The following is a 26,126-nucleotide window of genomic DNA, read 5'->3' on the forward strand; positions in this document are numbered from 1 at the left end:
GGTTCTCCTTTTCCTCCTACGAACTGGTCAGGGTCTGAGCATGTCGGCAGGACCCACCGCCGGTCGTCCCGCAGACGCAGGCACTTTTCGCTGCCGCGGCTGCCGCACCCGGCTGCCGCGAATACCGCAGACGCCGCGCAGATACCGCGGATGCGGTAGCCGCTCGCTCGTCCACGAGCGGGACTCGCCCGCAGTGCCATCCGGCTAAGGTGCGCGCATGGACAAAGGGCGGATCCGTGTCCCGGCCGTTGTCGGAGACTGGGCGATCGCCGCCGGAGTGGCGGCGCTGCTGCTGGGCACCGGGCGGTCCGGGGAGGCCCCCGGCGCGGGGCCCGATCTGCTCGGCTACGCGCTGCTGGCGGCGAGCGGCCTGGCGCTGGCCGCGCGCCGCCGGGCTCCGCTTGTCGTCCTTGCCGTCACCGGGCTGTGCGCGGTGGGTTACCAGGCGGCCGGTTTCCACGTGCTCGCCGTCTCGTACCTGGTTGCGGTGTACGGCGCGGTGCGGGCCGGGCACCGTGCCCTCACGGCGGCGGCGTCCGTGACCATGCTGGTCGCTCTCCGCATCACGGCACTGGTCGTCCACGACGGGCCCGTGGGCGAGGCACTGGCGCAGGGCCGCGGCGTCCTCGAGTTCGCCTGGCTGATCGCCGCCTTCGCCGCAGGGGAGGCGGTGCGGCAGGCCGAGCGTCGGGCGGACGAAGCCGAGCGCAGCCGGGAGGAGACCGCGCGACGCCGAGCCGACGAGGAACGGCTGCACATCGCACGCGAGTTGCACGATTCGCTCACCCACCAGATCTCGATCATCAAGGTGCAGTCCGAAGTCGCCGTCCACGTGGCCCGCAAGCGCGGGGAACAGGTGCCCGACTCCTTGCTGGCGATCCAGGAGGCCGGACGTGAGGCGACCCGCGAACTGCGCGCGACCCTTCAAGCACTGCGCGACGACGACACCACGCCGCCCCGTGGGCTCGACCACATCCCGGAGCTGGTGGAGCGGGCCGGCGGCTCCGGCCTGGAGGCGACGCTGACCATCGAAGGACAGCGGCCCGATGTGCCGGCCGCGGTGGGCCGGACCGCCTACCGGATCGTCCAGGAGTCGCTCACCAACATCGCCCGGCACGCGGGCGCTGCCACCGCGTCGGTCCGGATCGACTACCGGCCCGACGCCCTCGCGATACGCATCGACGACGACGGCAAGGCCACGCCGGACAACGCGCCGACACCCGGCCTCGGGCTGCTCGGCATGCGCGAACGCGTCACCGCCCTGGGCGGCCGGCTGTGCGCCGGACCGCGCAGCGAGCGCGGCTTCACCGTCCAGGCCGAACTCCCCGTGGAGCAGATGTCATGATCCGCGTCCTGCTGGTCGACGACCAGCCGCTCATTCGCAGCGGATTCCGCGCGCTCCTCGACCTCGAAGACGACATCGAGGTGGTGGCCGAGGCCGCCGACGGCAGCGAGGGCCTGGCCCTGGCCAGGGAACACCTGCCCGACATCGCGCTCATCGACATCCAGATGCCGGTCGTCGACGGCATCGAGGCCACCCGGCGCATCGCGGCGGACCCGGCCCTGGCCGGGGTGCACGTCGTCATCCTGACCAACTACGGCCTGGACGAATACGTCTTCAACGCGCTGCGCGCCGGCGCCGCCGGATTCCTCGTCAAGGACATAGTTCCGGAGGACTTCCTGCACGCCGTACGCGTCGCAGCGCGCGGCGACGCCCTGCTCGCGCCCTCGATCACCCGCAAGCTGATCAACCGGTACGTCACCCAGCCGCTCCCCACCGACACCGGCATGGAGTTGAAAGAGCTGACCAGCCGCGAACGCGAGGCCGTCGCCCTGGTCGCGCAGGGCCTGTCCAATCACCAGATCGCCGACCGCATGGTGATCAGCCCGCTGACCGCGAAGACTCACATCAACCGGGCCATGGCCAAGCTCCAGGCCCGCGACCGCGCTCAGCTCGTCGTCCTCGCTTACGAATCCGGCCTTGTAGCCCCGCGCAACTCCTGACAGCCACGGTCCGGGCTGCAGGCACTGCCCCCGGCGATCCTCCTGCTGAACGCCCTCGCACGGGGTGCTGCCGTTTCTCGTGGACATCGAACACGGCGGGGTCCGGGTGCCTCCCAAAGGGCTGAACAACCGTTGTCGCAACTCGTGAACAGAGCCAACCGCCTGACGGACGCCACAACCCCGGACGGCGACCACTGGCACCATGGGCCGGTGCGGGTGAGCTGGTGATCCACACGGTCGTCCCGGTGCATCGGGCGGGCAAGGAGACGATCGGCGCTTCGGTCTGCGGGAGGGGTGCCTCACGGGCCTCCCCACCCGTGCGGCGCACGTCTGGCAGGCGCGGGGAGCGCGCCGTCAGAGCTTGATGACGGTGACGCGTCCACCGCACAGCGCCATGAGGTCCTCGGGATCGGAGGTGAGCACTGTGGCGGGCCCGGGGGCGGCGAGGGCGGTGGCGCTGAGCATGGCGTCGATGGCGTACTTGTGTCCGTGCAGGCCGGTGTCGGTCAGGAGAGCAGCGGCGTGGCGAGCGAGGATCTCGGTGATCGGCTCGACGACGATGCGGGAGAGCGTCCACTCCAACGCCGGCCGGTTGATCCGGGGGTGGACCACTTCCACGAGGGTGGCGGCGCTGGTGATCACCCGCATGTCGTCGGCGCGGGCCAGGGCGAGCCATCCGGTGACCGCGCGGTCTCGTAGTACGGCCTTGGCCAGTCCTTCGCTGTCGAGGACCAGGGTGCCGCCGGGTACGGCAGCGGATGATCGCGTCACGCCGCGTTCGCTCCGCCGGGTGTCTGCTGCCTACGGGCTTGCTGGAGTTGGTCCCGGAGCGCTTGGACCTCCTCGTCGGTGATGGGTCCGTGCTCGGCCTCGGCGACCGCGATGAGTTCGTTGAGGTTGTCCCGCTCGATCTGGCGGGCGACGGCCGCGGCGACGTAGGCGGACAGGCCGGACGGCCCGCTGCGTGCGCGCGCGGCTTCCGCGATGTCCCGCGGCATCGTGATCGAGTACTTCTGGGTAGGCTCACTCATGCCCTTTATGCTACAGCTCATGCCCCTCGTAGCATCTTGAGTGTGCTCCAGTCGACGTGGCGCGATCCACGCGGTGCTGTGAGCAGGCCGGACGATTCCGAAACCGGCTACGTCCTCGCCCGCAGCGCAGATGCCGGCACCCGGATGTGAGGGGAGCGACTGGAGCCGGACGAGGTGGGCCCGGGCCGGATGGGGTACGGGCACGGATCACGACGCTTTCCGCGGCGCCCTCTTGCCCGCCCATGCGATCAGCGCCCGCAGTTCCCCCCTGCCCCGCTCGACCACCTCCATGAGTGAGGCAGGCTGCGTATCGGGCGGTAGTGGGGCGTCGGCCACCAGATCGAGCATGCTCCACTCGGTGTCCAGCCACCGCCGCAGGGCCTGCCAGTTGCCGGTACGGGAAGCGGGCAGGTCAGGGTCCCAGGGATCAGCCGCGTACGGCGTGCGGTCCTCGCCGAACGCGGGTACCAGGCCCGAGCGGCGCACCAGGCACGGGTAGCAAAGGCCGCAGTGTGCGAGTGCGGGCCCAGCGGGTTTCGGCGGTCGGGGGGAGCGCCGCAGCTCAGAGTTGGCTCCAGCACCCGCTGCGGCATACCCGGATCATGGGCTGCCGCACAGACGTCACCTTTGGTGAGCGTCGCGAAGGGGTTCTCGACGCGTATCGCGGATCCGGGCTCCGCGACCTCGGAGATCACCCGGTTGAGGTGATGAACCGTCCAGGGGTGTACCGAGCGGGTCGAGCACGTTCCGGTCCGGGCGGCGGACAGTGGTGGATTGAGGGCGAGTTGGCCGTTCTCCGGAGGGTGGACTACGGGGACGTGCTCCGCTGCGGCGGCGTGCACGGCGGTCGCCGCTTACAGCAGGCCGCGTGAGCGGGTGGTGAGTTCCAGCTCGATGCCGCTGCCGCGTGGTTTGCGTACCGTCTGGCTCTGGGTGAGACGCCGTACCGGGCGTCGCCGCAGCCCGCGTACGGCCTCGTACACCTGATCCTGCAGCGCCTCGAAGTTACGTTCCGCGAAGGTGACGAGGAGCAGGGCGCGGGGAAAGGGCAGGGCGGCTTGCTGGGCTGCCCGACCGAGGGAGTCGAGACCGCCAGAGAACAGGGCCACATCGTGCGCGTAGTCCTCGTCGGTGAAGGTGAGGGGCCCTTCCCGCACCGACTTCTGTGCAAGGGCCGGAAGACGCCCCAAGGGCCGGAAGACGACCTCCCACAGGTCGCCCGTCACGGTCTCCAGAACGGCCGTCAGGGAGGCCAGGGCCCGGTCCCATCGCTCGGGACGGGCGACGGACACGGAGAGGGTGATGCGGCGGGTCCTGGCCTTCCGGCCGTACGACCTTCGGCACGCGGGAGTCTCCCAGTGGCTCAACTCCGGGGTGATGGCTCCAGAGGTCGCCGCTCGCGCGGGCCACTCGGTGGACGTCCTGCTGAAGATCTACGCCAAGTGCATCGACGGTCAGGAGGATGAGATGAATGACCGGATCTTGAAGGGCCTCGGGGAGGAGGACGTGTAAACGCAAGCCATGTGACTACTGCCTGGTTCGGCCGAGTTGCCGAGGGAGCCCCAGAGAGATCTGGGGCTCCCTCGGCGTTACTGCACGTCCGAAGAAGCGATGGTGATGAACTGCTCCAGGGCCTCTCGTGCCTCTGCGCCGAGGGAACTCAGCTCTGTCTTGTCTTCTGCCTTGTGCAAGCTGGATGTGAGGGCGTAGGCATTTTGCGCGGTGTCGATCAGGGTTTGCGCGCTCGCTATGAGCTGGACGCGGAACAGCGAATGGAGGGCGATCCCGCGGAGCCGGTAGGCCTCTGTGCGAGCTTCGATGAACGCGGGGCCGTCGGGGTCCTCGTTCCTGCGCCACCAGCGATCTTGTTGCCCTCGTCGGAACTCTGTCAGCGCTCCGGCGAAGTCGCTGTAGACAGCCATCCGGTCCGAGCGGAGTTGCTGCTGAGCCGCGAACACTCGATCGTGTGCAGACGCTTTGCGCTGGAACGCATGCGTCACAGCGGAGCCCAGCAGCGTTCCGACGATCGCGATTAAGGCAGAGAGAACACCATCCACAGGAGCAGAACATCACAAGATCGTCTGCGCGCCCAAGTCATTGACTTCGCTCGGAAGCTCTCGAAGGATGCCGTGGCCTGCGGAGAAGCGCCTCTAGATCATTACGTGGCCATTACGTGATCACTGTCATGGGGCTGCATCCGACCGCATCCGGCTGCGCATACAAGAAGACCCCGCACTCAGCGAAACCGCTGGCGGCGGGGTCTGCCGGCACCTCATGCGAAGTGCCCCCGGCGAAGGGCCCAGTACATGGGGACGAGCGGAATCATGGGCCGGTGCGGGTGAGCTAGTGATCCAGACGGTCGTCCCGGTGCATCGGGCGGGCAAGTAGACGATCGGCGCTTCGGCCTACGGGGGGGCGCCTCACGGGCCCCCATGCGTGCGGTGCACGTCCGGCAGGTGCGGGGAGCGCGCCGTCAGATCTTGATGACGGTGACGCGTCCGCCGCACAGCGCCATGAGGTCTTCGGGGTCGGAGGTGAGCACTGTTGTGGGCCCGGGGGCGGCGAGAACGGTGGCGCTGAGCATGGCGTCGATGGCGTACTTGTGGCCGTGCAGGCCGGTGTCGGCCAGGAGAGCAGCGGCGTGGCGAGCGAGGATCTCGGTGATCGGCTCGACGACGATGCGGGAGAGCGTCCACTCCAACGCCGACCGGTTGATCCGGGGGTGGACCACCTCCACGAGAGTGGCGGCGCTGGTGATCATCGGAGGTCGTCGGCGCGGGCCAGGGCGAGCCAGCCGGTGACCATGCGGTCCCGCAGTGCGGCCTTGGCGAGTCCCCCGCTGTCGAGGACCAAGGTGCCGCCGGGTACGGCGGCGGGTGATCGTGTCATGCCGTGTTCGCTCCGTCGGGCGCCTGCTGCCTACGGGCTTGCTGGAGTTGGTCCCGGAGCGCTTGGACCTCCTCGTCGGTGATCGGTCCGTGTTCGGCCTCGGCGACCGTGATGAGCTCGTTGAGGTTGTCGCGCTCGATCTGGCGGGCCACGGCCGCGGCGACGTAAGCGGACAGGCCGGACGGCCCGCTGCGAGCGCGAGCGGCTTCGGCGATGTCCCGTGGCATCGTGATCGAGTACTTCTGCGTGGGCTCGGACATGCTCCTTATGCTGCTACGCATACTCCACGCGATCCCGTGAGTTGTCAGGGTGCGAGGTCGGTCAGGAGATCGTCGAGGACGGTTTCCTCCTCGACGCGTACGCCGAGTTCGCTGAGGGCGGCCCGCAGGTCGGGGTCCCAAGGAGCGGTGGCAGGTGTGCCCGTCAGGGATGGTGCCAGGGGGGTTCTGCCGGCGGCGGCGCGGTAGTCGGCGGTGGTATAGCGCCAGGGGCGCCAGGGCACGCGCTGCAGCAAGACGGCGGCGATGCGTATGCCGCCCCAGTCGAAGTCGCCGTGGTAGAGCAGCTTCGCCCGGTGGGAGTGCAGATGGCGCAGGAGGGTGAGGGCGGCGGCCGAGGGCTGGCCCTGGAGACAGATCAGGGGTGGGCAGGCAGGGCCGTAGGTGTCGGCCGCGGTGGCGAGCACGGTCGGGTTCTCGCAGACGCGCACTACCGGGGGCGTTGTGCGGGGAGGCGTCCGGGTGAGCTGGCGCAGGGTGAGCACGGCGGGTTCCCCGACGCCGGTGGCCCAGTCGAGCGCGGGTGTGCCGCGTAGGCCCAGGGTCAGGACGGTGGAGGACAGGGCGTCCTTGAGGAGTCCCGCGCAGGCCCATGCTTCGCGGCGCCACTCGGCTCCGGTGCCGTCGGGGAAGCCGGTCACGGCGCGGATGCCGGAGTGGACGAGGGTGGCGAGCGGGGTGCCGTCGTCGAGGGCGTGGGCATCGCCGAGGGTGCGGGCGGCGAAGGCCGGGAGGGAGACGGCCGGATCCGTGGGCAGGCTCCGCAGCGCCGTCGCGGTGGAGGCGAGCAGGGCCCGGGCGGTCTCCGGGCCGCGGGCGAGGCGGCGGACGAGGCCGCTCACGCGTATGTGCTCGCCCCAGTCGGCCAGTTCGGGCCGCTCGGAGCACAAACCGGTGAGCGGGGTGTACGCGTCGTGCCAGGCGTCCGCTTCCCGCCGGCGCGCGTCGCTGAGGAGGGTGACGGGTCCGGTGAGGGCGATGACGGCGGCGGCGAGGCCGTCGGGGCTGACACCGGAGCGGCGCAGGATGGTGTCGACGGCGTCGAGCTGGATGCTCAGCGAGCGCCCGCCGCCGGGGGCTCGGCCCAGCAGGCGTTCGGCGGCGGCCCGCTCGCCGTCGGTGGGCGCGGCCAGGATGACCGGGCCGGTGAGTGGCTCGGCGCGTGCCATGCGGCGGCGTATCCGGTCCAGCAGCCAGGCACAGCCCGGGTCGCCGAGGAGACGGGTGAGGCGGCCGTGGTCGACGCGCCCGATGGGGGCGTCGGGTGCGCTCATGTGAGGGTCTTCCCTTTCCTCTCCACGGGCGGCCCCGCGTCACTTCTCAGGCCCACAGGGCGTCCTGGCCGGGCGCGGGGTTCTCGGCGGGGGTGGGCTCGGGCTCCCCGGGGGAGTGTGCCGGTGCGGGGACCGTCGCCATGCGGCGGTCGGGTTCGGGGGCCCGTGCCCGCTCGGCGCCGTCCCACTGCCAGCGGGTCACCAGGACCGCGTCAATGTCGTCGACGCGGGAGAGCTGCGCGATGGCGATGCCGGGTACTTGCGGGTAGCAGGCCCATTCACGCTCGCTGGTCATCACCACGTCCAGGTCGAAGGCGTGGAGCAGGCCCAGGCACTTGGCGCGGGAGTCGTCGTCGACGCCGGCGAAGGCTTCGTCCAGGGTGACCAGGCGCGGGGCGTGTGGAGCGGCCGTGGCGTAGTGAGCGGAGGCGGCGGCGAACAGGGGTACGGAGACGGCCAGGACGCGTTCGCCGCCGGAGGCGGGCCCGGTGGCGGGCACCCAGGCGCCGTGCTGGTGGCGTTCGATGCCGAATTCGTGCCAGGCGCGGTAGTCGAGCGCGGTGGTGAGCACTTCCAGCCAGCTGCCTGTGGCGTTTTCGGCCTGTGCGCGGGCGATCTGGGCTTGCAGGAACTCGCCGACCGCCGCCCGGTCCTCGGCCGCCCAGGCGTCGGCGGACTGGCGCAGCCGCGCCCGCGCCTGTGCCAGTCCGGCCGGTGCCTTGCGGGAGGGCCGCCACATCAGGCGCAGCTTCATGCCGGTGGAGGTGGGCCGCTGTTCGAGTTCGGTGTTCATGGCGTGTACCTGGCGCTCGGCGGTGCCGATCAGCTCCTGGAGGGTGCCGGCGACCTCGGTCAGCAGGTGGGTTTCCAGGATTTCGCGTTCGTGCGCCGACAGTATGCGGGTCAGCTCCTGGACCTCGGTGGCCAGGGCCTCGGCCAGTTCGGGCACGGCCCGCCCGTGGCCCTGGTAGACGAGGTCGACGATCATCCCGTCCTCGGTCATGCGCGCCGTGGCGCTGTGGCCGCCCCGGGAGAGGACGTCCTGGAGCTTCTTGTACTCCTCGCTGAGCCGCTTCTGCACGCGTTCCCAGGCGCCCTCGGAGTCGTCCGTACCGGACAGTGCCGCCTCGATCGCGCGGGCGAGCGCGATCGCCGGGGTGGCGGCCCAGGATCCGCCGTCCAGCGGCGGTACGGGAGCCTCGGGCAGGGCGACGGTCAGCAGGCCGGTGGCCGCGAACCGCTGGAGCGCGGCGATGGCCTCGGCGCGTGTGGCCGCCGCTTCATGGACGTCCTTGTCCAGCTGCTCGATGCGGCCCTCGGCGCGGCCGGCGCGGCGGTCCGCGGCGGAGTACTCGTGACGGGCCTGCTTCTGGTCCCGCTCGCACATGGCGAGGGCACCCGCGGTTTCGGCCAGACGGCGCTCCAGCTCGGCGACGGCCGCGCCGACGGTCGAGCGGAGAGTGGTGTGGTGTTCGTCCGCGGCGGCGGCGAGCCGGGCCGCCTCGGCCATACGCTCGTCCAGTTCGGCCACCCGTTCCCCGGCCCGGCCGGTTTCCGCCTGCTCGTCGGCGACAGCGCGTCGCGCCTCGGCCCGGTCGCGCAGGGCCGGCCACAGGGCGGCGAGGGCGGCCGTGTGGTCGGCCAGGGCCTGGCGGACGGCGGTGAGGGCCGGCCGGTCGGCGGGCAGGTTCACGGCGTCGGCCGTCTCGGTCAGTGCGGTGGCCGCTTCGGCACCGCGGCGGGCCGCCTCGGTGAGTTCGGCCGTGCGTTCCTCCTGGCGGGTGCGGGCCCGGTGGGCGGCGTCCGCCGCCGCGGCGGCCACCGCGTGGGCGTGGCGTAGGGGGGCGTCGTCGGGGACGGCGGCCAGTTCGGCATCCAGGGTGCGCCGGCGCGCGGCCACCGTGGCGCGTTCGGCTTCACGGCGTGCCGTGCTGTCGGCCAGGGCGTCCAGTTCGCCGCGCAGGGTGGCGATCCGGGCGCGGCGTGCTTCCTCGCGAGCGCCTTCACCCACGTACATGGCAGCTTCCTTCGACCAGCTGCCGGTCAGCGCGCCGATGCGGAAGTGACCGTCCGCCGCCACCCACGTGCCGGGTGCACCGGTATCCCCGAGACCGATGGCCGCCAGGAGAGCGGACACGGCCGGTTCACCGACCTGCGTGGCCCTGGGGTCGCCGTGGTCCACGGCGGGCCGCAGCGCGTCGGCGAGCACGGAGCCGGCCCGTGACGCGTGCGAAGGCAGCGGGGACAGCAGCACGTCGTGCCCGCTCGCCTCCAGCATGGTGCCGTCCGGGCACACCCACGAGTCCAGGAGCCCGGACGCCTCCAACGCGGCCTCCAGCCCCGCCCGTTCGTCCGGAGTGACGTGGTCGTGGAAGTCGACCAGCCTCCACAGAGGCGCTCCGGGAGTCCGGTCGCGCAGGCCCGGAGTACGGGTGTGGGGTGCCTCCGGTCCGCGCTGGCCACCGGCCTCCAGCTCCGCCAGCTCCCTTCTCGCCGTGGTGCGGCGCTCGGCCAGCTCGGCCAGCCGCTGGCCGAGTGCGGCGGCCTGGTCGGCCAGGTCTGCGGCCTGCCCGCGGTGGGCTGCCGCGGTCTGCTCCCGGGCGGGGCTGGGGCCGTGCAGATGCGTGCCCCAGTCGTGCAGAGCGTCCAGGAGCCCCGTCGGGTCGGGCAGGTCCAGTTCCGTGCACCGGTCGAGGTGTTCGCGTACGGCACCCACCAGGTCATGGCCTGCCTGTGTGGCGGACGCCTCCGCCTGGGCCTGGCGTTCGGCGGTGTGGGCGGCCTCGGTCTGGGCCTCGTCCAGGCGGCGGGCGGCGGCCCGCCGTTCGCCGGCGGCCTGCTCGGCCCCCGCGGCCAGCTCCTCCACGTGGTCGAGGGTGCGCCTCCGGCGTGCCACCGACTCCTCGGCCGCGTGGCGCAGTTCTGCCTCCGGGACGGTGTCGTGGGGCCCCAGCACGTCCTCGAGCCGGGCCGCTCGGGCCGTCTCCCCTGCCTGGCGCAGCGTGCTCTCGACCCGCTGCTCGGCCGCTGACAGCCGCCCTTCGGCGCTCGTCAGGCGGCCGAGGGCGCGGGAGTTCGCCTGGGCGGCCTGGTCCCGGTCCGTCTCCGCTCGGGCCCGCTCACCGGCGGTGCGCCGCGCATCGGCCGCCGCCTGCTCCAGCTCCCGGGCGCTGCGCATCTCCGGACCCGCTCGCAGCGCGGCGTCCTGGGCCGTCAGCCGCACGGCCACCTCCTCCAGCTGGGCGATCCGCTCCGCGGCCTCCGCCCGTTGCCGCTCGGCATCCTCCCGCTCGGTCCGCGCCTGGGACAGGTCACGGTGCAGCTGTTCGTAGCGGGCGTGTTCGCTGCGCGGCAGCCGGGCCCGTCGGCGGGTGGCCACGCGGGCGTAGCGGCGGTAGTGGTCGAGAAAGGCGGAGGCGGCCCGTTCGGCCTCACCGGCCGCTCGCAGTTCCTCCTTCTCCTCGTCCAGGGAGCGGAACGCCTCGGCCACATCGGCGATCACCGCCTGGTCCATAGGCGGCAGCGCCTCGGTCAGCGCGCGGGACAGCGCCGTCTCATTGGGGCGCTTGGACAGCTGGGGCTGGCGCAGCTGGATGAGCAGGTCGACCAGGGCGGCGTAGCGCCGCTCGCCGAGCCCGAACAGCGCCTCGTCGACCGCCCTGCGGTACGCCTTCGCCTGGTCGTGGACCATGCCGCGGCCGGCGACGGCCTCGGCCAGGCGATCCCGCGACAGCGCGGTGCCGGTGGCGTCGAGCAGGGTCAGCTCCTCGCCGACGCGCTGGTCGGTGACCGCGTACCAGTGGCGGGCGATGCCGCGGCCCGTTACCGCTTTCAGCCCGCACAGCAGCGTGCGGAAGTGGGCCCGGCCCGAGTCCTGGTCGCGGCGGCCGAATTCGATCCAGGTGTAGCCGAGCCGCTCCGGGTGCGGGTGCCGGCCGCCGAGCAGCAGGTTCCACTCCATGCGCTTGCCCGGGTCGGCGTCGGGTTCCACCCGGCGGGCCGACAGATCGCCGTCCAGGAGGAAGGGCAGGGTCAGGGCGAGCACCTTGGACTTGCCGGTGCCGTTGTTGCCGCGCAGCAGCAGGCGGCCGTCACGGAACCAGAACTCCTCCGTGTCGTAGTGGAAGAGGTCGACCAGGCCGATGCGCAGCGGCTGCCACCGGCCGGGTGTCGGGTCGGGCAGGGCGGTCACGACTGCGGTGCCTTTCGCTTGGGTGTGCGGGGCGTGCGGGGAGCACGGGGTGTGCGGGAGGAAGCCTGCCCCGGTTCCGTCACGACGGTCTCGCCGACCGCGTACCGCGCGAGCGCGGGCAGCGGGACGATGCCCTCCGAGGTGGTGGCGACCAGGCCGAGCGCGGTGAGCCTCTCCAGCGCCTGGCCGACCAGCTCCGCCTCCGCGCCGGGCTGCTTGGCGCTCTTCGACCAGAACGCACCGTGTTCGGCGGCCAGCTCCTGAACCTTGCGTTCGAGGTCGGCGCGGCTCACCCCGCCGTCCATGGCCGCCAGGTGTTCGGCGAGCAGCAGGGTGACGTGCCCGTGCGTGCCCTGCTCCGGCATCCGTACGTCGGTCAGATCGTCGTGCGGGTCGACCATGGCGACGCCCTCGGCCCGCACCTCGGGAACCAGGCCGGTCAGTTCCGTGATGCGGGCGGTGAGGAAGGCGCGCTGGCGGGTCAGGTAGCCGAGTTCCTCGTCGGTCAGCTCCTCGTAGTACAGCACAGGGTCGTCCAGCAGCCTGCGGGTCAGCCGCTGGCGGATCGCGCGGAAACGGAGCTCGTCGCTGTCCAGCGCGCTCTCGGCGGTCAGCTCGGCCAGCCGGTCCTCGAAGTCCTCGGTGATGATCGTCGACGGGCCCCGGCGGGCGGCCAGCAGCCCGGCCAGGACGCGCCGCTGCACGTCGTAGAGCACGTCGCCGCTACCGCTGACGTATGCCTCTTCCTCGCCGGCCACCCGTCGCAGCACCCCAAGGCGCAGCAGCAGCCGCACCACCGCCGCCAGATCCAGGCGTTCGTCGCGGCGCTCCATGGTGAACTCCACCCCGGCGGCGGCCAGGTGGGGATCGGCGGCGTCCAGCACCACCTGCTCGGCCAAGCGGCCCAGGGCGATCTGCGCCTCACCCCGTTCCAGCGCGGCCAGCGCCAGACACAGCAGCACATACCGGCGGCGCGTGAACGCGGCGCGGCCACGGGACGCCTCGCGCGCCGGATGGGTGGGATCGGCCAAGGTGCCGGGTGTCCGGGCCAGCCGGGCGGCCTCCGCGTCCACCCGCAGCGACCAGCCGGTGTTGCGGTCGAACCAGTCGCGCAGCTCCGAGGCGTGCTGCCGCACCAGCCGGAACTCGTCCGCGTGCGGGCCCTGCGCCAGCAGTAGCGGCTCCTTCAACAGCGTCCGGGCCGCCTTGTGCACCTCGGCCGTTCGCCGGCCGTCCAGCACCTCGCCCAGGGGCGTGGTCATGGCTCCCCCTCAATCGTCTCGGCCGGTGTGTGTCCCGCGCGGCCGGGCCGGGTGAGGTCGGTGATCTCGATCAGGTGGTCGGGGCCGCGGAAGGTCCCGCCCGGCGTGCGGATTTCGGCCGTCGTCCCGTCGGCGAGGGCCGTCAGCCGGATCTCCATCGAGCCGTCGTTGCTGGTCGCCACCGTGCTCGTCATACCGGGTCGCCACGTGGCCAGGGCGTCGCCGAGCAGCTGCAAGAACAGCCCGAAGGCCACCGGGTCGAGTTCTCCCAGCGCGGACAACCGTATGGTGTCGTCCGTCGCGAGCCGGGCACGGGCGGCGGCGATCTCCTCCGCCTGCCTGGCGGCGATCTCGGCGAGCCGGTGTCGCTGCTCGGAGCGGTCCTGCACCCGGCGGGCCCGCCCGCGGCGTTCGTAGCTGCCGGTACGGCGCAGTTGCGGGCTGATCCGCAGCGGCTCGGCCTCGGCCCACGACGTGGACGCGGGCACCGGGCGGGCCGTGCGCTCGGCCAGGCTATCGGCGTCCACGGTCAGATGACGCGCGGAGTACAGACCGAAGGCGGCGCGCCACAGCCGGTGCCGCGCCTGGTCGTCCGGGGCCTCGGCGAACCAGCGGGCCAGGGTACGGAAGTCCGCGGACCGATCCGAACGCCCGGCCCGCCGCTCGTTCAACTGCCTGACAACCGCGAGGAGTTGCGGGATCGCCCCGAGGGCCCGCCCGCGCAGCAGCCGGGCCTGCGACTCACGGCCGTCCGCGGAGACGAACCAGGCGGTGAGCCCCGACCACTTCGCCGCCCACCGCTCGTACGCCTGCTCCTCGGCACTTTCGGCGTCCTCGGGCGCGGCGTCGGCCGCCTCACGGGCCGCCGCCAGCCGCAGCAGCACACCGGCCCGCCCGTCCTGCTCCAGTTCGCCGATGAGCACCGCGATCCGCCCGCCCAGCGTGATCAGGTCCTGGATGAACCGCTCCAGGTACTGGATCAGCCGGTCCTTGTAGGCGAGGAACACCTCGACCTCCACCCCGTGCAGATCCATGGTGCGCTGCAGCGACCCCATGAACGCCCGCGCGTTCTCCGCCAGAGCCTCGAACCGGCCCGTCAGCGCCGACAGCGCCAGATGCGCCTTCGCCGCGTCCGGCCCGCCCTCCTCCCGCTCAGCCGCGATCACCAGAAGGGCCCGCAGCTGCGTGACGATGTCGTGCAGCGCCACCGCCTGCAGCGCACCGCGCCGCCCCAGTGCCTCGTCGTACACCGACAACGCCTGCTCGGCGGCTTCCCCGGCCTGGGTGAGCTGGTAGATGAACCGCTTGCGGTAGAAGTCCTCGACCGCGGTGACCCGCGAGGTGTCCGGATCCGCCCGCAGGTTGCCCCACTCCACCAGGCTGTCCAGCGCCTTCACCACCGCGTCCAGATCGGGCGGCCGGTGCTCCGGCTCCAGCGCGGCGTGCACGTCCTCGGGCCGCAGATGCACCGCGAACCGCTCCTTCGCCGCGAGGAACGCACACATCACCTGACGGTACAAGGCCGCGTTCGGCACGGTCAGATGGATGAACGGCGCGTGCTCGCTGCCGCGCGGACCGGAAGCTGGTGACGTCATCGTCCCGGCATTCTTCCCGACACGTACACCGGGGCGGAAATCCCCGCCGCGGGGGTTGACAGGATGGGCCGCGGGGGTTGACAGGATGGCCTGCCGCTTACGCGTCACACTCCGCCTGCGCAGAGCGACCGGTCGCTCGCAGACCACACCGACCTCCCACCGAGAGCACAATGACGCGACGTTCCGCCTCGGCAGCCGGCGCCGCCGCCCGGGAACATCGCCGGCCACGAAGAAAACCGTACGGCGCACCGCTGACAGACCCGGCGGACGCGGCACGACCGCCGCCGCGCGTGGGAGGTGAGGGTGCGGCTCGCGCGCGGTCAGACCCTGATAACGGTGACCCGGCTCCCGCACAGCGCGGCGAGGTGATCAGCAGCACGGCCACTCGACGGTTCCCGGACATCTGTGTGACGGGCTGGTGGTCGTCATCCCCGGCACGGACTGACGCTGGTTCGTGGTCCGCATTGCCGCAGCGTGATGTCAGCTGATCGGTCTAATCTTCCCTGCGTACCCGTGACATGCGTCGCTTCACGCGATGGCGCCACCGTGCGTATTTCTTCCTTGACGTCGGCCGACGACGATATGCGGTGAGATCCGAACGGCCGTCCCGGTGAATCGCGCGGGCACGTAGATGATCGGCGCTTCGGCCGCTGCGCACGGAGCCACCCGTACGCCCACCGGGCGGGGGTGCGCTTGAATGACCGCATGGCTGTGGTCATGGACGAGGAGACAGTGCACGCGTTCGCCGACGACACCGAGGTAACCGAGGGGCGGACGCTGCTCGCCGACGGCGCGGTGATCGAGCCGGAGAGTGAGCAGCGCGGCGTCAGCGGCTTGGTGCGGGACGGCTCGGGCGCCGCCTGCGACGTGTGGGTGCGGGTCGTAGGGCGGGAACTGACGGCGGAATGCGACGGTCCGTGCGCCCTGGCCTCAGGACGCTTGTGCCGACATGCCGTCGTACTCGCCCTGCACGCCGTCGAACGGCGCTTGCCCTGGCACACCCCGCCCACCACTCGCCGCACGCGCGGCGAAGCCCTGCACGCGCTCACCGCCGTGGAGAAGGCCACCGTTCTGGATCGGCCGCTGGACGATCGGCCCGAACTGCGCACGGAGGCCGACAAGATGGCCGTACGACCGCTCGCTCCGCGTGAACGCACCGAACTGAACGCCCTTCAGGAGGGGACGGCGGCCGATGTCGAGCACGCCCTGCGCGCCCTGGACACCGACAGTCTGACCACCGGCTACCGCCCCGGCTTCGGGTACACCGACGTATACGAGGCGGCGAGCCACCTGATCGAGCCGGTCATCGAACAGCACGAGGCCGATGTCCGCCGCCGGCTGGCGCTGGGCATGCCCGAGGCGGCCGAGGCCGTGGCCCTCGGCGTACTCGACGGCCTGGACGCCTGCGAAGGCGACTACGACGGCGACGAGGTGCTGTGCTACGCGGGGGAGAGCCTCGCCGAGATCTACGGGTACAAAATCCGTGAACTGATGCGCACCGCGGGCCGGGCCATGGAGTAGGCCCGCCACCGTGTCGACGCGAGGCAGGCCGGGGAGCACCTGCGACCCGGGGCTGAGCTTCAGGAGGGGGATATCAGGTTGCCGCGGTAGCCGCGCTGCGGGAACCCGGCGGCACCACGCCAAGGGAGCGCGCTCACGGGCCCTGCTGGTGGGCAGCGCGAATCTCGCTGAATCCGGGGCAAGAAGGAACCCGGAAGCCGGGGTGCTCGTCACCGGCGGCACCGCTCCGCACAGGGCCGCCGAACACATCCGGCGAATGAGGCGCCGGGGTTGGAGGCCAAGCCTGCCGAAGTCGTCAGCTCGCGCCCCTGGCCTCGCCTAGGCTGGCGGAGCATCAAGAGCACAACCACGGCAGAGCGGAAGTACCATGCGCGGCCTCACTGAGGCGAACCTCAAAATGCTGGCCGACTCCCGTTCCTACGAGCGCGGGGTCGGCTACCTGGACGCGGTGTCCGGGGTTGAGGTCGGTGACGGCTGGGTCACCGCGAGTGTCCACGGCACGGAGCGGTACGAGGTGGAGTTGGCGCTGGACGGGCCCGGCGGGCTTTCCGGTGAGTGTGACTGCCCGTACGGCATGGAGGGCAACTTCTGCAAGCATCTGGTCGCCCTCGGTCTGACGGTGCTCGCACAGCGGGAGAGCCTGCCGCGGCAGCGGAAGGCGGCCCGGGACCGTGCGCAGGACCTTGACGGGTGGCTGTCCGGTCTGTCCAAGGACGAGTTGCTCGCGCTGGTGCGGGAACAGGTCGGCGAGGACCGGCGGTTGCGGCGCCGCCTGGAGCTTCGGGCCGCGAGTGCTCGCGGGGATCTCGCCGCGGTCCGGGCCCGTATCCGTGATCTGCTGGATATCTCACCGTTCGCGCAGTACGGGTATGTCGAGTACGCCGATGCCCGCGCCTACGCCGACCAGGCCGGGCAGGCGGTGTCCGCGATCGGCGCGCTCACCGGTTCGGGCCGGGCCGACGACGCGATCACCCTGGCGCGGGAGGCGATGAAGCTGCTCGCCGACGCGGTGGAGAGCGTCGACGACTCGGACGGATGGCTCGGGCAGGTCGGTGCGGACCTCGCCGCCGCCCACCTCGAAGCGTGCCGTGCGGCACGCCCCGACCCCGAGGAGCTCGCGCGCTGGCTGGTCGGCCATGCGCTCGGCGACGTGGACGACGGCCTCACGGACATCGACCCGCTCGACTACGAGGAAATCCTCGGCGAAGAGGGGATGGCCGTCCTGCGGAAGTCGGCGGTCGAGGCGTGGCGGGGCAACCGCCGCGGCTGGGCGGAGAAATACCTGATGGAGCGTCTGGCCAAAGCGGGAGGGGATGTCGACGCGGTGATCGCCGTGCATGCGGCCGACCTCTCACCGAACGGCCACACGCACCTGGTCATCGCCCACGAGCTGGACACCGCCCGGCGCAGCGACGAGGCCCTGCGCTGGGCGGAACGCGGCATCCAGGACACCCGGGGCACCTGCGGCCTCGCCGTCATCGACACCGCCCTCGTCGACTACCTCTGTGACCGCTACGCGCAGGCGGATCGGCTCCGCGATGCCGTCGCCCTGCGCCGCGACCACTTCGGCGCCCGCCGCACCCTGCTCGCGTACCAGCAACTGCGAGCCGCCGCCGGGGCCGCGGACTGCTGGCCGGCCGAGCGTGAGGGAGCGCTGGCTCTGCTGCGTGCCGACGCAGAGCAGCAACAGCACTCCCGGTACGGCGGCCCGGCCCTGATCGACGCCCTGCTCGACGACAAGGACACCGACGCGGCCTGGCAAGCCGCCACCGAGACCGGCGCCCACGACCAACAGTGGCTCACGCTCGCCGACCAGGCCCGTGCCGCCCGCCCCGCCGACGCGCTCGGCGTCTACCGGCGCCTGGTCGAACCCCTCACGAAGCAGACGGGCAACGCGATCTACGAGCAGCTCACCAGCCTGCTGCTGAGCATCCGCGACTGCCACCGCCGCCTGGGTACACAGGACGAGTTCACCACGTACCTCACCGCCCTGCGCGCCGACCAGAAGCGCAAACGCAACCTGATGCGGCTCCTCGACCAGCACGGCCTGTGAACCTCAAGTGCCCGGCGGGGGACGCGGTACATGGGGACGAACCGAGCCGTTGGTGGGCGGTGAACTGGTGATCCAGACTATTTTCCGGCTGGCCTGGTAGTTCCACCGGCGTGGCTGAATGTCCGGCGTGGTTGGCGATCCGACCGACGCAAGTGAGGCCACGGTCTTGGCCGATACGCTTCCGTCCGGCTGGCGGCTCTGCGGAACCTGCGGCACATGACGGGGCCGGATCAGCCCGCCCTCCCATCCCCATCAGATGGCGTGAGAGTCGGGGCAGAGATAGGGGGCCGCCCCTACTGGAATCAACCGCGGACCGTAGGCGCCCACCTGCCGGGCGTATCCCGTTTTCGGCCAAGATGGCGGAGGGGCCCCGAAAATGCACAGGCAGCTCTGCTCCCGCGATGCATTCTCGTTAGGTTGTCAGCCTTGGGGACGCCGGGCGGAAGGTCCCGGCACAGGGGGAGGCGGAGGACAGGTGGAAGCACGGGAGACAACCTTCGAGCGGCTGATCCAGGGGGACAATCAGTTTCAGGTTCCGCTGTATCAGCGCACCTACAGCTGGGATGTCGACGACCATCGACGGCTGTGGGACGACCTGGTGGAGCAGGCGACGGTCGGCTCGGACGCATCACAGGCGCCCAGCGGCCATTTCCTTGGCTCGTTGGTGCTTGATCCCCGCCCGCCCATGCCCGACACCGTGCAACGCTGGGTCGTCATCGATGGTCAGCAGCGGTTGACAACGCTGATGCTGCTTGCCTGCGCCCTTCGTGATCACGTGCGGACGTTCGACAAGGTCAAGGCCGATCTCATTCACCGTCGGTACCTGATCAACGAAGAGGACTACGGTGGCCTCGACGCCTACCGTCTGCTCCCGACACAGGCCGACCGGCCTTCGTATCTCGCGTGTGTGGACAACGATCCCCAGGCGGGTGGGGACGACAGTATCGGCGTCGCCTACCGGTTCTTCCTGGCGGCGCTCGCCGAGTATGACCCTGCCGGTGAGTGGGACACCGTTCGTCACATCGACCAGGCGTTGCGGCACCGGCTTACGCTGGTGACGATCACCGCCGGGCCACAGGACAATGCTTTTCGAATCTTCGAGTCCCTGAACAACACAGGCAAGCCGCTGAGCCAGGCCGACCTCCTGCGCAACTATGTGTTCATGCAGCTCCCGCGTCTGGGCGAGCACGTGTACGACAAGATATGGCTTCCCCTGCAGACGGAACTCGGGCCGGAGCGACTGACTACTCTGGCGTGGCTGGACCTCGTTCTGCAGGGACAGTCGCGGGTCACCATCAGCGAGGTCTACCAGGGGCAACAACGGCGGATGGGCCGGATTGTCGCTGCTTCCGATGAGGAAGGACTACGGGACGATCTGGCCCGTCTCCGGCGCCTTGGCCACCTGCTCATGCGGGTCTTCGAGCCCGAGCGCGAGCCCGACGTCGAGTTGCGCGCGGTGCTGCAACGTCTTGTCCAGTGGGGCGGGGAAGCCCATTACCCTCCGGCACTCCATGTTCTGGACCGAGTGGATCGTGGGACGGTCGAGCCCAGGGAGGCCGTCGAAGCGCTCAGCTTTGTGGAGAGCTTCCTGGTCCGGCGCATGATCTGTCGGGAACCGTCGCACAGCGTTCGGCAGATTCTGGCCACGCTGCCTTCGGGTATCGAGCGGGACCGTTCGCTGCCGGAGGCGGTACACCGCTACCTGTCCGGCCTGCGGCGAGGGTGGCCACGGGACGAGGATCTGCGCGAGGCGATCCGTACCCAGCCCTTCTACTGGCAGGGCAGCAGCCGCCATCGCGCCTATGTGCTCAGGCGGTTCGAGGAGGACTACATGGCTCCGGAACCGGTCGACTTCTCGCGGGCCTGGGCGACCATCGAGCACGTACTTCCGCAGCGGCCCGGACAGGAATGGCTCGCCATGCTCGCCGAGGACACCGAGGAGGGGGAGCGGGCAGAGGAACTGCACGAGACGCTGGTTCACACTTTGGGCAATCTGACCCTCACTGGTGAGAACACGCGCCTATCCAACCACCCCTACGAGCGCAAGCAGCAGATCTTCGATCAGAGCGCCCTGCGGATGAACCGGGAGATCGCCGCCACCGAACGCTGGGGGAGGAAGGAGATTCTCAGCCGCGCCGATCGGCTCGCCGATCGCGCGGTGCGCATGTGGCCCGGGCCCGTCACGGGCGACGACGATCAGTCCGGTGAGCGCTCGGAGTGGCTGAGGCTGAGGAAGGTGCTGGCGGCCCTGCCCTCCGGCAAGTGGACCACATACAAGGACCTCGCCGCGGTGACCGGAGCCGGCTCTCCCCAGACTGTCGGAAATTATCTGGCCACCCGCACCGGTATCCCCAACGCCCATCGGGTGCTGCGGGCCAACGGCACGTCTTCGCCCGACTTCGCCTGGCTCGACGGCCGTAAGGAGACCCAGCGGGAGGCGCTCGAGCGTGAGGGTGTCCGCTTCAACGGCGCGGTGGCCGACCCTGAACAGAAGCTGACCACGGAAGAGCTGGCCGATCTAGCCGGTCTCGACAGGCCCCGTGAGGTGGAAGAGGAGGCCGCGGCAGCATCCGAGGCCGAGGGCATTATCACCGAACGTGCGGAGAACTTCGGCAAGCTGCTCAGGACTCACCACCCCGACCTCGCCGATGGGCTGCTGACCCTGCTGCGTAAGTGGGAGGCGGATGGCGGGTGGCTCGGATACGGCCTCGCCGAGGAGACGAGCTGTGCGCCGATGCTCCGCGAAGGAAACGGCTCGCAGGGTTCGATATGGCCCGTGAGCATCTATCCGCGATCGGGGGTTGTCGAAGTGGTCTTCGCACACTTGGCGAGGCGGGAGCCTTTCACCAGGCCAGGGCTACTCGCGGAACTCCGTGACCGGATCCGGGCGATTCCTGGAGCGACGCTGACCGTCCCCGATGAGGAATTGCCCAGGCGACGGCCGAGCTTTCCACTGGGTGTCCTGCGCGGCGGTGGGCTGGTTCGGTTTGCCGAGACGCTGGAATGGTTCCGTCAACAGAGCCTGTGACGCACGGCGAGCACTCGGGACGTCGGTGGCCGGATCGCCACCTTGAGAACGTCAGCGTTCCCCTGCGTCTGTCAGCGAGGAACTCAGAAATGGGCTGGGGGTCCCCTGCCCAAAGAGATCCACCGTGTCGCGTGCCCGGGCGGCCGCCACAAACAGCAGGGACCGCGCCCGCTGCTTCGAGGAGCGGCCACGGATGTTTATGCCCAGACTGCCCAGCATCACCTGGTTCGTGTAGATGCGTTGGTGGGTGTCGCCGACCAGGAACAGGTCGTCTGCGGGACGGGCAGTCATGGCGTATGTCCCCTTGAACCGCGTCCTCGGCCCATCAAATCCCCATCCGTCCGTGGAGAGCGTGGATTCCGGGGCAATTCGGCATGCGTCCTTCGACCGGGTATGCAGTCTGCCAGCCCCTGTGGGCTGTGGCCCCCACAAGGCTCTCACCTTTGCGTACAGCCCTGGCTGCACGGTGCAGCCAGCAGCGACGACTATGCCGGAGCGGATGGGTTCGGGGAGTCCGCGCCGCGGGTCACTGTTCCTGGCTCCCGATCTCGTCGAAGCCTTCGAGGAGGATCTCGGCGTGGTCGCGCAGCCCGGGATCTTCATCGCTCTCCCGGATCGTGGTGAGCGCGGGGCGGTATTCGGCGTACGGCGAGAAGGTGACCGCCCATACCGCGGTCTCCCGTGCCCGCCGATCAGAGTGGTGCAATGCGGCGTTGATCCTTGCGAAGAACGTCTCATCGAACTCGTGGGGAGCGCCGAGTCCGGCGCGGAGCACGGCCCGAGCCAGTGAGACTGGCGTGGAGGCGCCGTCCACTTCCGCGAGCAGTTCCGCCAACGGCCAGGTGTTCAAGCGTGGTTCGACCAGCTCCTGGGCTCCGTGGACCGCTTCTGCATTCTTACCGATCACTGTCACGTAGCTGTCCCTGGCAAGGTCGTCCTCCGTGTAGTGGAGCGCAAGCGCGGCTCCGGGCGGTGCCCAGAAGACGTGGTAGGCGATGCCTTCCTCGGGGTCTGCCTGGTCCGTTTCGCGCCTCGGCCAGCCCAGCTCCTGCGCGAAGCGCTCGACTTCCTCTTCGCAGAACCGCTTGCGCAGAACCATGCGCCGCGTCCGGGCCCAGTTGGTGCCCATGAGGAGGTCGCCTTCTTCTTCCGGTCGGTCCGCAGTGCCGCGGCGGACCCATGCTGTGGATCACAAACCGTATATCTGATATGTGCGCTGGTGAACTGTTGTGCAGGCGAGAAGGGCTCGATTGTCCCGTCCTCGACGTATTACCGGGTGTGGCAGGAGGCGCGGGTGCTGGCACTTCCGTCGGCCGTTGCGTCCTCGCGGCTTGCGCGTAGGCCATACGGCCTTCGGTACTCGGCGCTGTCGACATGGCTCAATGCGGGAGTCGGTCTCACGGAGGTTGCCGGGCGCGCCGGCAACAGGGTTGAGGTCCTGCTGACCCGGTACGCGAAGTGCCTTGATGGGCGGCAGGACGTCGCCAACCGTCGCATCGAGGACCTGCTCTGCGAGTACGAGTGACCCCGCCTGCCGTGTCCGAGGCCCCTGGCGTCCACCAGGGGCCTCAGTGTTTTCCAGGTGCCTTACTCAGAACGCTGGTTCCACAGTGTCCTCGGTGAGGAGTTGCTGTGCGCGGGTGCCGAAGGGGTTGTCGATGACATACCGCCAACGGCCGTCCGGACCCTGCCGGGCGACGTCGGTGGCAGTGCCCTCGACGTGCACAGCCTGTCCTTCCCGGTCGGTCCCGTCGATGACCCAGTCCACGATCAGCAGCGCCAGGTCTCCGGTGCGGTACACGTGCCGCGGACGGACCGAGATGGGAACTCCGAGCTTCTGCAGGCGGCCGTTGGCGGCGTGCAGGTCCGGGCCGGTCGCCGGTGTTCCCGGCTGCGGGACCAGCACCGCCGCGTCCTCGTAGACCTGCGCCAGCGCGGTGGCGTCGCCGCTGTTGAACCGCTCGGCGAACACCGCGGGCACCTCTTCGGGCCGATCGGCCAGTTCTCGCATGATCGACAGACGTCCTTCCGGGCCGGGAGAATCCAAGTGCCCGACACGTTAGGAGACGATCGCGTGACTCACCGAACGGTTGGCTACCCGGCAGGGCTCCCCGACGACCCGCTCGCGAATGTCACTGAGCCCACCCCCGAGTGCCCCGTGGAGATCACACTGTCGGCCCTGCACGGCCGCTGGACGACCCTGGTGGTTCGAGAGCTGCTGCGCGGCGACCGCTCCTACAGCGAGCTGCGCACGGCCCTGCCCATGTTGTCGGACAAGGTGCTGTCCGACCGGTTGACACAGCTCGGCGAGGCCGGCGTCGTCGAGCGCGACCGCCGACCGGGCTGGCCGCCGCGAGTGCGCTACGCGCTCACCCCGAGTGGACACCGCCTCGGCCCTGTCCTCCAGGCTCTGTGGGACTGGGGGGCGGAAGCCTGAGTACAAGACAGCGGGCTGAGAGCAGCCGTGCGCGAAGCCCTCTCGCCGGACCCAGTCATCCCACCTGCGGTGATGCTCCAAGATCCCGTCCACGCCTCGTCGACAGACCCCGACATGCAACCGCTCCGGACGGCACGTGGCTGCACGGGCAAAAAGACCCCGCACTCAGCGTTTCCGCTGTTCACGGGGTCTCAGGCACCTCATAAGGGGCGCCTCGGCAGGGGACGCAGCAAATGGGGGCGAACCGAGCCATTGATGGGCGGTGAGCTGGTGATCCAGACGACCTTCCCGGTGCCGGTGCCCCGAGCGCGCACGTAACCGACCGGCTCTCCGACCGCACGGGCGCTGCCCCTGATGGCTTCCGTCCCACCAGCCCGGCGGCTCCGGCATGGGGCGACCCCCTCACCTATGGGTGTGGTCCTGGATACAGTGGGTAGCCACAGCGTGCTCGACCACCTCGACCGGAGGCAGACATGGCCCGTGGCTGGGAGGCTGACCCGTCCGCGTTATTCGACCGTCGGCTGGGGAAGTCGGCCGAAGAGCTCGGGAACTCCGACGGCAATGACGAGTGTCCGGACATCTGGCAGCTCGACAACGGTGATGTGGCTGTGATCGGCAGGGATCTGACAGCCCTCTACGGCTCCCGCCTGCCGCAGGGTGTGCACCTCGCTCCGGACGAGCGGCTGGTCGTCATCCCAGGGAATATGCTCAGCGCGGCCAAGAAGGACATCCCCGATGCTTGACCTCCTCGCCCCCGTTCTCGTTCCCGAGCAGGGCGATCGGCTCACCCGCACCGCCTACAAGGAGGACTTCCGGCAACGGGAGGACGCGGTCCGTGACGGGAGTTCCTGGAAGCTGGAGCGCCGACAGCACTTCGAGGAGCAGGGCAGTCCGAGCCGGGACGCCCTGCGTCGGGGTGACTGGGATGAGGCGATTCGCCTCCTCGCCGACCGGCGCGACACCTTGGCGGCGACCGCCCAGGAGGACGAGCGCCGAGGGTATGCCTTTCACCGTGTGCGGGTGGTCGAGGAGCCACTGACGCCGTATGTGCGGTGGGAACTCCACTCCCAGCGGCAGCGTGCGGAGTACGGGCAGCGGATCAGGGTCGTTCCCGCCGCGCAGGTGGCGGCCTCGGAGGACACCGGCCCGCTTCCGGAAGTGGTGGTGCTGGGCGGCCGCACCCTCTTCCAAGTCCTGTACACCGAAGCAGGAGTTGCGAACGGCGCGATCCGTTACACCGACCGTGACCTCGTCGAGCGCTGGGAGAACTACATCAAGGCGCTCTACGCGGTGGGTGAAGAGGTGATGTCCTACTTCGACCGTGAGGTGGCGCCCCTTGAGCCGCCGACGCTGGGCGCGGGAAGGGAGTAGGCCGATCACATCGCCAGACGGAAAGGACGAGCACTTCGGTAGCACCCACTCCGAGCTGTCGGGATCCTCACGTGACGTCGTCCAGGCGAGAAGTGTGCACGGAGGCATCCACTTCCACGCGCAGGGCACACCTGACGCGGGGAGTTCCTCCAGCCCTGTCCCACGCCAGTTACCAGCCGACGTGGGCGGATTCGTCAACCGAACCGATGAGCTGGGCCAGTTGAACGCCGTCCTCACCACCGAGGACGGCGGTCCGCTCGTGGTCTCGGTATACGTGATCGCCGGCACCGCCGGCGCCGGAAAGACATCGCTGGCACTGCGCTGGGCCCACCAGGTCCGGGAGCGTTTCCCGGATGGTCAGCTGTACGCCAATCTGCGCGGCTACGACCCCGGAGCGCCGGTCGCGGCCCGCGAGGCCCTGCACCGCTTGCTGACGTCGCTCGGTGTCCAGCCCGAAGCCGTACCGCAGGATCTCGACGCGGCAGCCGCGCTATACCGCTCGTTGCTGGCCGACCGTCGGGTACTGGTCGTCCTGGACAACGCGGCCACAGTCGGCCAGGTCAGGCCGTTGCTGCCCGGGAGCGCACACAGCCTGGTGCTGGTCACCAGCCGCAGCCGCCTGTCCGGCCTCGCGGTCCGGGACGGGGCCCGCCGACTCACGCTCGGTGTGCTGCCGGAGCCGGAGGCGGTTGCCCTGCTGCGCGTCGTCACCGCGGGATACCGGCCGGTCGATGACGAACGGAAGCTCGCCGAATTGGCCCGGCTGTGCGCACGACTTCCGCTCGCTCTGCGGATAGCCGCGGAACGCGCCGCCAGCCACCCCCCACCTGCGGCTGGACGACCTGATCGCCGACCTGGGTGCCGAATCGTCCCTCTGGGACGCCCTGAGCACGGGCGACGACGAGGAAGCCGAAGCCGTCCGCACCGTCTTCGCGTGGTCCTATCGCGCCCTGTCCGAGCAGGCCGCCCGCCTGTTCCGCCTGCATCCCGGACCCGAGTTCGGGCTGCGGGCCGCGGCGGCCCTGGCAGGGTCGACCAGCATCAGTCGATCCCGGCAACTGCTGGACTCTCTGGTCGGCGCACACCTCCTGGAACAGACCGCCCCGGACCGCTACCAGTTCCATGACCTTCTGCGTGCCTACGCCATCGACCAAGCCCAGCACGAAGAGCCCCCGGTCGAGCGGAAGGCAG

General features: G+C 70.4%; 22 protein-coding genes and 3 pseudogenes. 10 read left to right on the plus strand and 15 right to left on the minus strand.

Annotated features, from left to right (window positions below):
• Nucleotides 1–217: 217 nt before the first annotated feature.
• Together AS97_RS30370 and AS97_RS30375 are read left to right on the plus strand one after the other, a co-directional pair.
• A complete protein-coding gene (locus AS97_RS30370; protein ID WP_059147716.1) occupies nt 218–1,345 on the plus strand; it encodes a sensor histidine kinase in 1,128 nt (375 codons plus the stop codon).
• A complete protein-coding gene (locus AS97_RS30375; RefSeq protein ID WP_059147715.1) occupies nt 1,342–2,004 on the plus strand; it encodes a response regulator transcription factor in 663 nt (220 codons plus the stop codon). Before AS97_RS30370 ends, AS97_RS30375 begins: the two co-directional genes overlap by 4 nt.
• Nucleotides 2,005–2,358: 354 nt before the next feature.
• Here the strand turns inward: AS97_RS30375 and AS97_RS30380 are convergent, their stop codons facing one another.
• The 4 genes from AS97_RS30380 to AS97_RS30395 all read right to left on the minus strand — a co-directional run bounded on the left by AS97_RS30380 (nt 2,359) and on the right by AS97_RS30395 (nt 4,327).
• Entirely contained in the window at nt 2,359–2,775 is a 417-nt protein-coding gene (locus tag AS97_RS30380; RefSeq protein WP_059147714.1) for a hypothetical protein, read from the minus strand.
• The gene (locus AS97_RS30385) at nt 2,772–3,035 is read right to left on the minus strand and encodes a CopG family transcriptional regulator (RefSeq protein ID WP_086707056.1); all 264 of its coding nucleotides are present in this window, start codon (nt 3,033–3,035) and stop codon (nt 2,772–2,774) included. Before AS97_RS30385 ends, AS97_RS30380 begins: the two co-directional genes overlap by 4 nt.
• A gap of 207 nt (nt 3,036–3,242) precedes the next feature.
• Nucleotides 3,243–3,521: a hypothetical protein gene (locus tag AS97_RS30390; RefSeq protein WP_210565996.1), complete on the minus strand. Its 279-nt coding sequence runs from the start codon at nt 3,519–3,521 to the stop codon at nt 3,243–3,245.
• A gap of 368 nt (nt 3,522–3,889) precedes the next feature.
• Nucleotides 3,890–4,327 (minus strand): hypothetical protein, encoded by a 438-nt coding sequence (locus tag AS97_RS30395; protein ID WP_210565997.1) that lies wholly within the window; start codon nt 4,325–4,327, stop codon nt 3,890–3,892.
• Nucleotides 4,328–4,346: 19 nt separating this feature from the next.
• On the opposite strand from AS97_RS30395, the pseudogene AS97_RS30400 reads away from it, so the two are divergent.
• Nucleotides 4,347–4,547: pseudogene (locus AS97_RS30400) on the plus strand (site-specific integrase); the annotation flags it as partial.
• Nucleotides 4,548–4,624: 77 nt separating this feature from the next.
• On the opposite strand, the gene AS97_RS30405 reads toward AS97_RS30400, so the two are convergent.
• The 7 genes and pseudogenes from AS97_RS30405 to AS97_RS30435 form a co-directional block, all read right to left on the minus strand.
• Nucleotides 4,625–5,092, minus strand: a complete 468-nt coding sequence (locus tag AS97_RS30405) for a hypothetical protein (protein ID WP_210565999.1) — start codon at nt 5,090–5,092, stop codon at nt 4,625–4,627.
• A 416-nt stretch (nt 5,093–5,508) separates the two neighbouring features.
• Nucleotides 5,509–5,924, minus strand: a pseudogene (locus tag AS97_RS30410) (DNA-binding protein).
• Nucleotides 5,921–6,184, minus strand: coding sequence for a CopG family transcriptional regulator (locus AS97_RS30415; protein WP_210566000.1), 264 nt, complete (start codon nt 6,182–6,184; stop codon nt 5,921–5,923). Before AS97_RS30415 ends, AS97_RS30410 begins: the two are co-directional and overlap by 4 nt.
• Nucleotides 6,185–6,228: 44 nt before the next feature.
• Nucleotides 6,229–7,476: a TIGR02679 family protein gene (locus tag AS97_RS30420; RefSeq protein ID WP_210566001.1), complete on the minus strand. Its 1,248-nt coding sequence runs from the start codon at nt 7,474–7,476 to the stop codon at nt 6,229–6,231.
• 46 nt (nt 7,477–7,522) lie between these two features.
• Entirely contained in the window at nt 7,523–11,668 is a 4,146-nt protein-coding gene (locus AS97_RS30425; RefSeq protein ID WP_210566002.1) for a TIGR02680 family protein, read from the minus strand.
• Nucleotides 11,665–12,930 (minus strand): TIGR02678 family protein, encoded by a 1,266-nt coding sequence (locus tag AS97_RS30430; RefSeq protein WP_210566003.1) that lies wholly within the window; start codon nt 12,928–12,930, stop codon nt 11,665–11,667. The genes AS97_RS30425 and AS97_RS30430 overlap by 4 nt, the downstream gene beginning before the upstream one ends.
• Nucleotides 12,927–14,525: a TIGR02677 family protein gene (locus AS97_RS30435; protein ID WP_210566004.1), complete on the minus strand. Its 1,599-nt coding sequence runs from the start codon at nt 14,523–14,525 to the stop codon at nt 12,927–12,929. The genes AS97_RS30430 and AS97_RS30435 overlap by 4 nt, the downstream gene beginning before the upstream one ends.
• A 705-nt stretch (nt 14,526–15,230) precedes the next feature.
• Between AS97_RS30435 and AS97_RS30440 the strand changes: the two genes are divergently transcribed.
• From AS97_RS30440 to AS97_RS30450, 3 genes are all read left to right on the plus strand, one after another.
• Nucleotides 15,231–16,046 carry a hypothetical protein gene (locus AS97_RS30440; RefSeq protein WP_210566005.1) on the plus strand — a complete coding sequence of 272 codons (816 nt, stop codon included), beginning with the start codon at nt 15,231–15,233 and terminating at the stop codon, nt 16,044–16,046.
• 367 nt (nt 16,047–16,413) lie between these two features.
• On the plus strand, nt 16,414–18,099 hold the full coding sequence (locus AS97_RS30445) for a hypothetical protein (protein WP_210566006.1): 1,686 nt from the start codon (nt 16,414–16,416) through the stop codon (nt 18,097–18,099).
• 475 nt (nt 18,100–18,574) lie between these two features.
• The gene (locus AS97_RS30450; RefSeq protein WP_210566007.1) at nt 18,575–21,127 is read left to right on the plus strand and encodes a DUF262 domain-containing protein; all 2,553 of its coding nucleotides are present in this window, start codon (nt 18,575–18,577) and stop codon (nt 21,125–21,127) included.
• A 51-nt stretch (nt 21,128–21,178) separates the two neighbouring features.
• Here the strand turns inward: AS97_RS30450 and AS97_RS30455 are convergent, their stop codons facing one another.
• Nucleotides 21,179–21,418: a hypothetical protein gene (locus AS97_RS30455; protein ID WP_059147699.1), complete on the minus strand. Its 240-nt coding sequence runs from the start codon at nt 21,416–21,418 to the stop codon at nt 21,179–21,181.
• Between the two features lie 235 nt (nt 21,419–21,653).
• Nucleotides 21,654–22,256: a hypothetical protein gene (locus tag AS97_RS30460; protein WP_210566008.1), complete on the minus strand. Its 603-nt coding sequence runs from the start codon at nt 22,254–22,256 to the stop codon at nt 21,654–21,656.
• A 108-nt stretch (nt 22,257–22,364) separates the two neighbouring features.
• On the opposite strand from AS97_RS30460, the pseudogene AS97_RS49070 reads away from it, so the two are divergent.
• Nucleotides 22,365–22,652 (plus strand): annotated as a pseudogene (locus AS97_RS49070) (site-specific integrase); the annotation flags it as partial.
• 66 nt (nt 22,653–22,718) lie between these two features.
• On the opposite strand, the gene AS97_RS30465 reads toward AS97_RS49070, so the two are convergent.
• Nucleotides 22,719–23,138, minus strand: coding sequence for a DUF4440 domain-containing protein (locus AS97_RS30465; RefSeq protein ID WP_059147697.1), 420 nt, complete (start codon nt 23,136–23,138; stop codon nt 22,719–22,721).
• 63 nt (nt 23,139–23,201) lie between these two features.
• Here AS97_RS30465 and AS97_RS30470 point away from each other — a divergent pair, with 63 nt between their 5' ends.
• The 3 genes from AS97_RS30470 to AS97_RS30480 all read left to right on the plus strand — a co-directional run bounded on the left by AS97_RS30470 (nt 23,202) and on the right by AS97_RS30480 (nt 24,935).
• Nucleotides 23,202–23,564: a helix-turn-helix domain-containing protein gene (locus AS97_RS30470; RefSeq protein WP_079059746.1), complete on the plus strand. Its 363-nt coding sequence runs from the start codon at nt 23,202–23,204 to the stop codon at nt 23,562–23,564.
• 473 nt (nt 23,565–24,037) lie between these two features.
• On the plus strand, nt 24,038–24,307 hold the full coding sequence (locus tag AS97_RS30475) for a hypothetical protein (protein ID WP_059147695.1): 270 nt from the start codon (nt 24,038–24,040) through the stop codon (nt 24,305–24,307).
• Entirely contained in the window at nt 24,300–24,935 is a 636-nt protein-coding gene (locus AS97_RS30480) for a DUF6879 family protein (protein WP_210566009.1), read from the plus strand. The genes AS97_RS30475 and AS97_RS30480 overlap by 8 nt, the downstream gene beginning before the upstream one ends.
• Nucleotides 24,936–25,425: 490 nt before the next feature.
• On the opposite strand, the gene AS97_RS47750 is transcribed toward AS97_RS30480, so the two are convergent.
• Nucleotides 25,426–25,755 carry a hypothetical protein gene (locus tag AS97_RS47750; RefSeq protein WP_247204534.1) on the minus strand — a complete coding sequence of 110 codons (330 nt, stop codon included), beginning with the start codon at nt 25,753–25,755 and terminating at the stop codon, nt 25,426–25,428.
• Between the last annotated feature and the right edge of the window lie 371 nt (nt 25,756–26,126).

The organism is Streptomyces sp. AgN23, from assembly GCF_001598115.1.
In the GTDB taxonomy this organism is placed as follows: Bacteria; Actinomycetota; Actinomycetes; order Streptomycetales; family Streptomycetaceae; genus Streptomyces; species Streptomyces antimycoticus.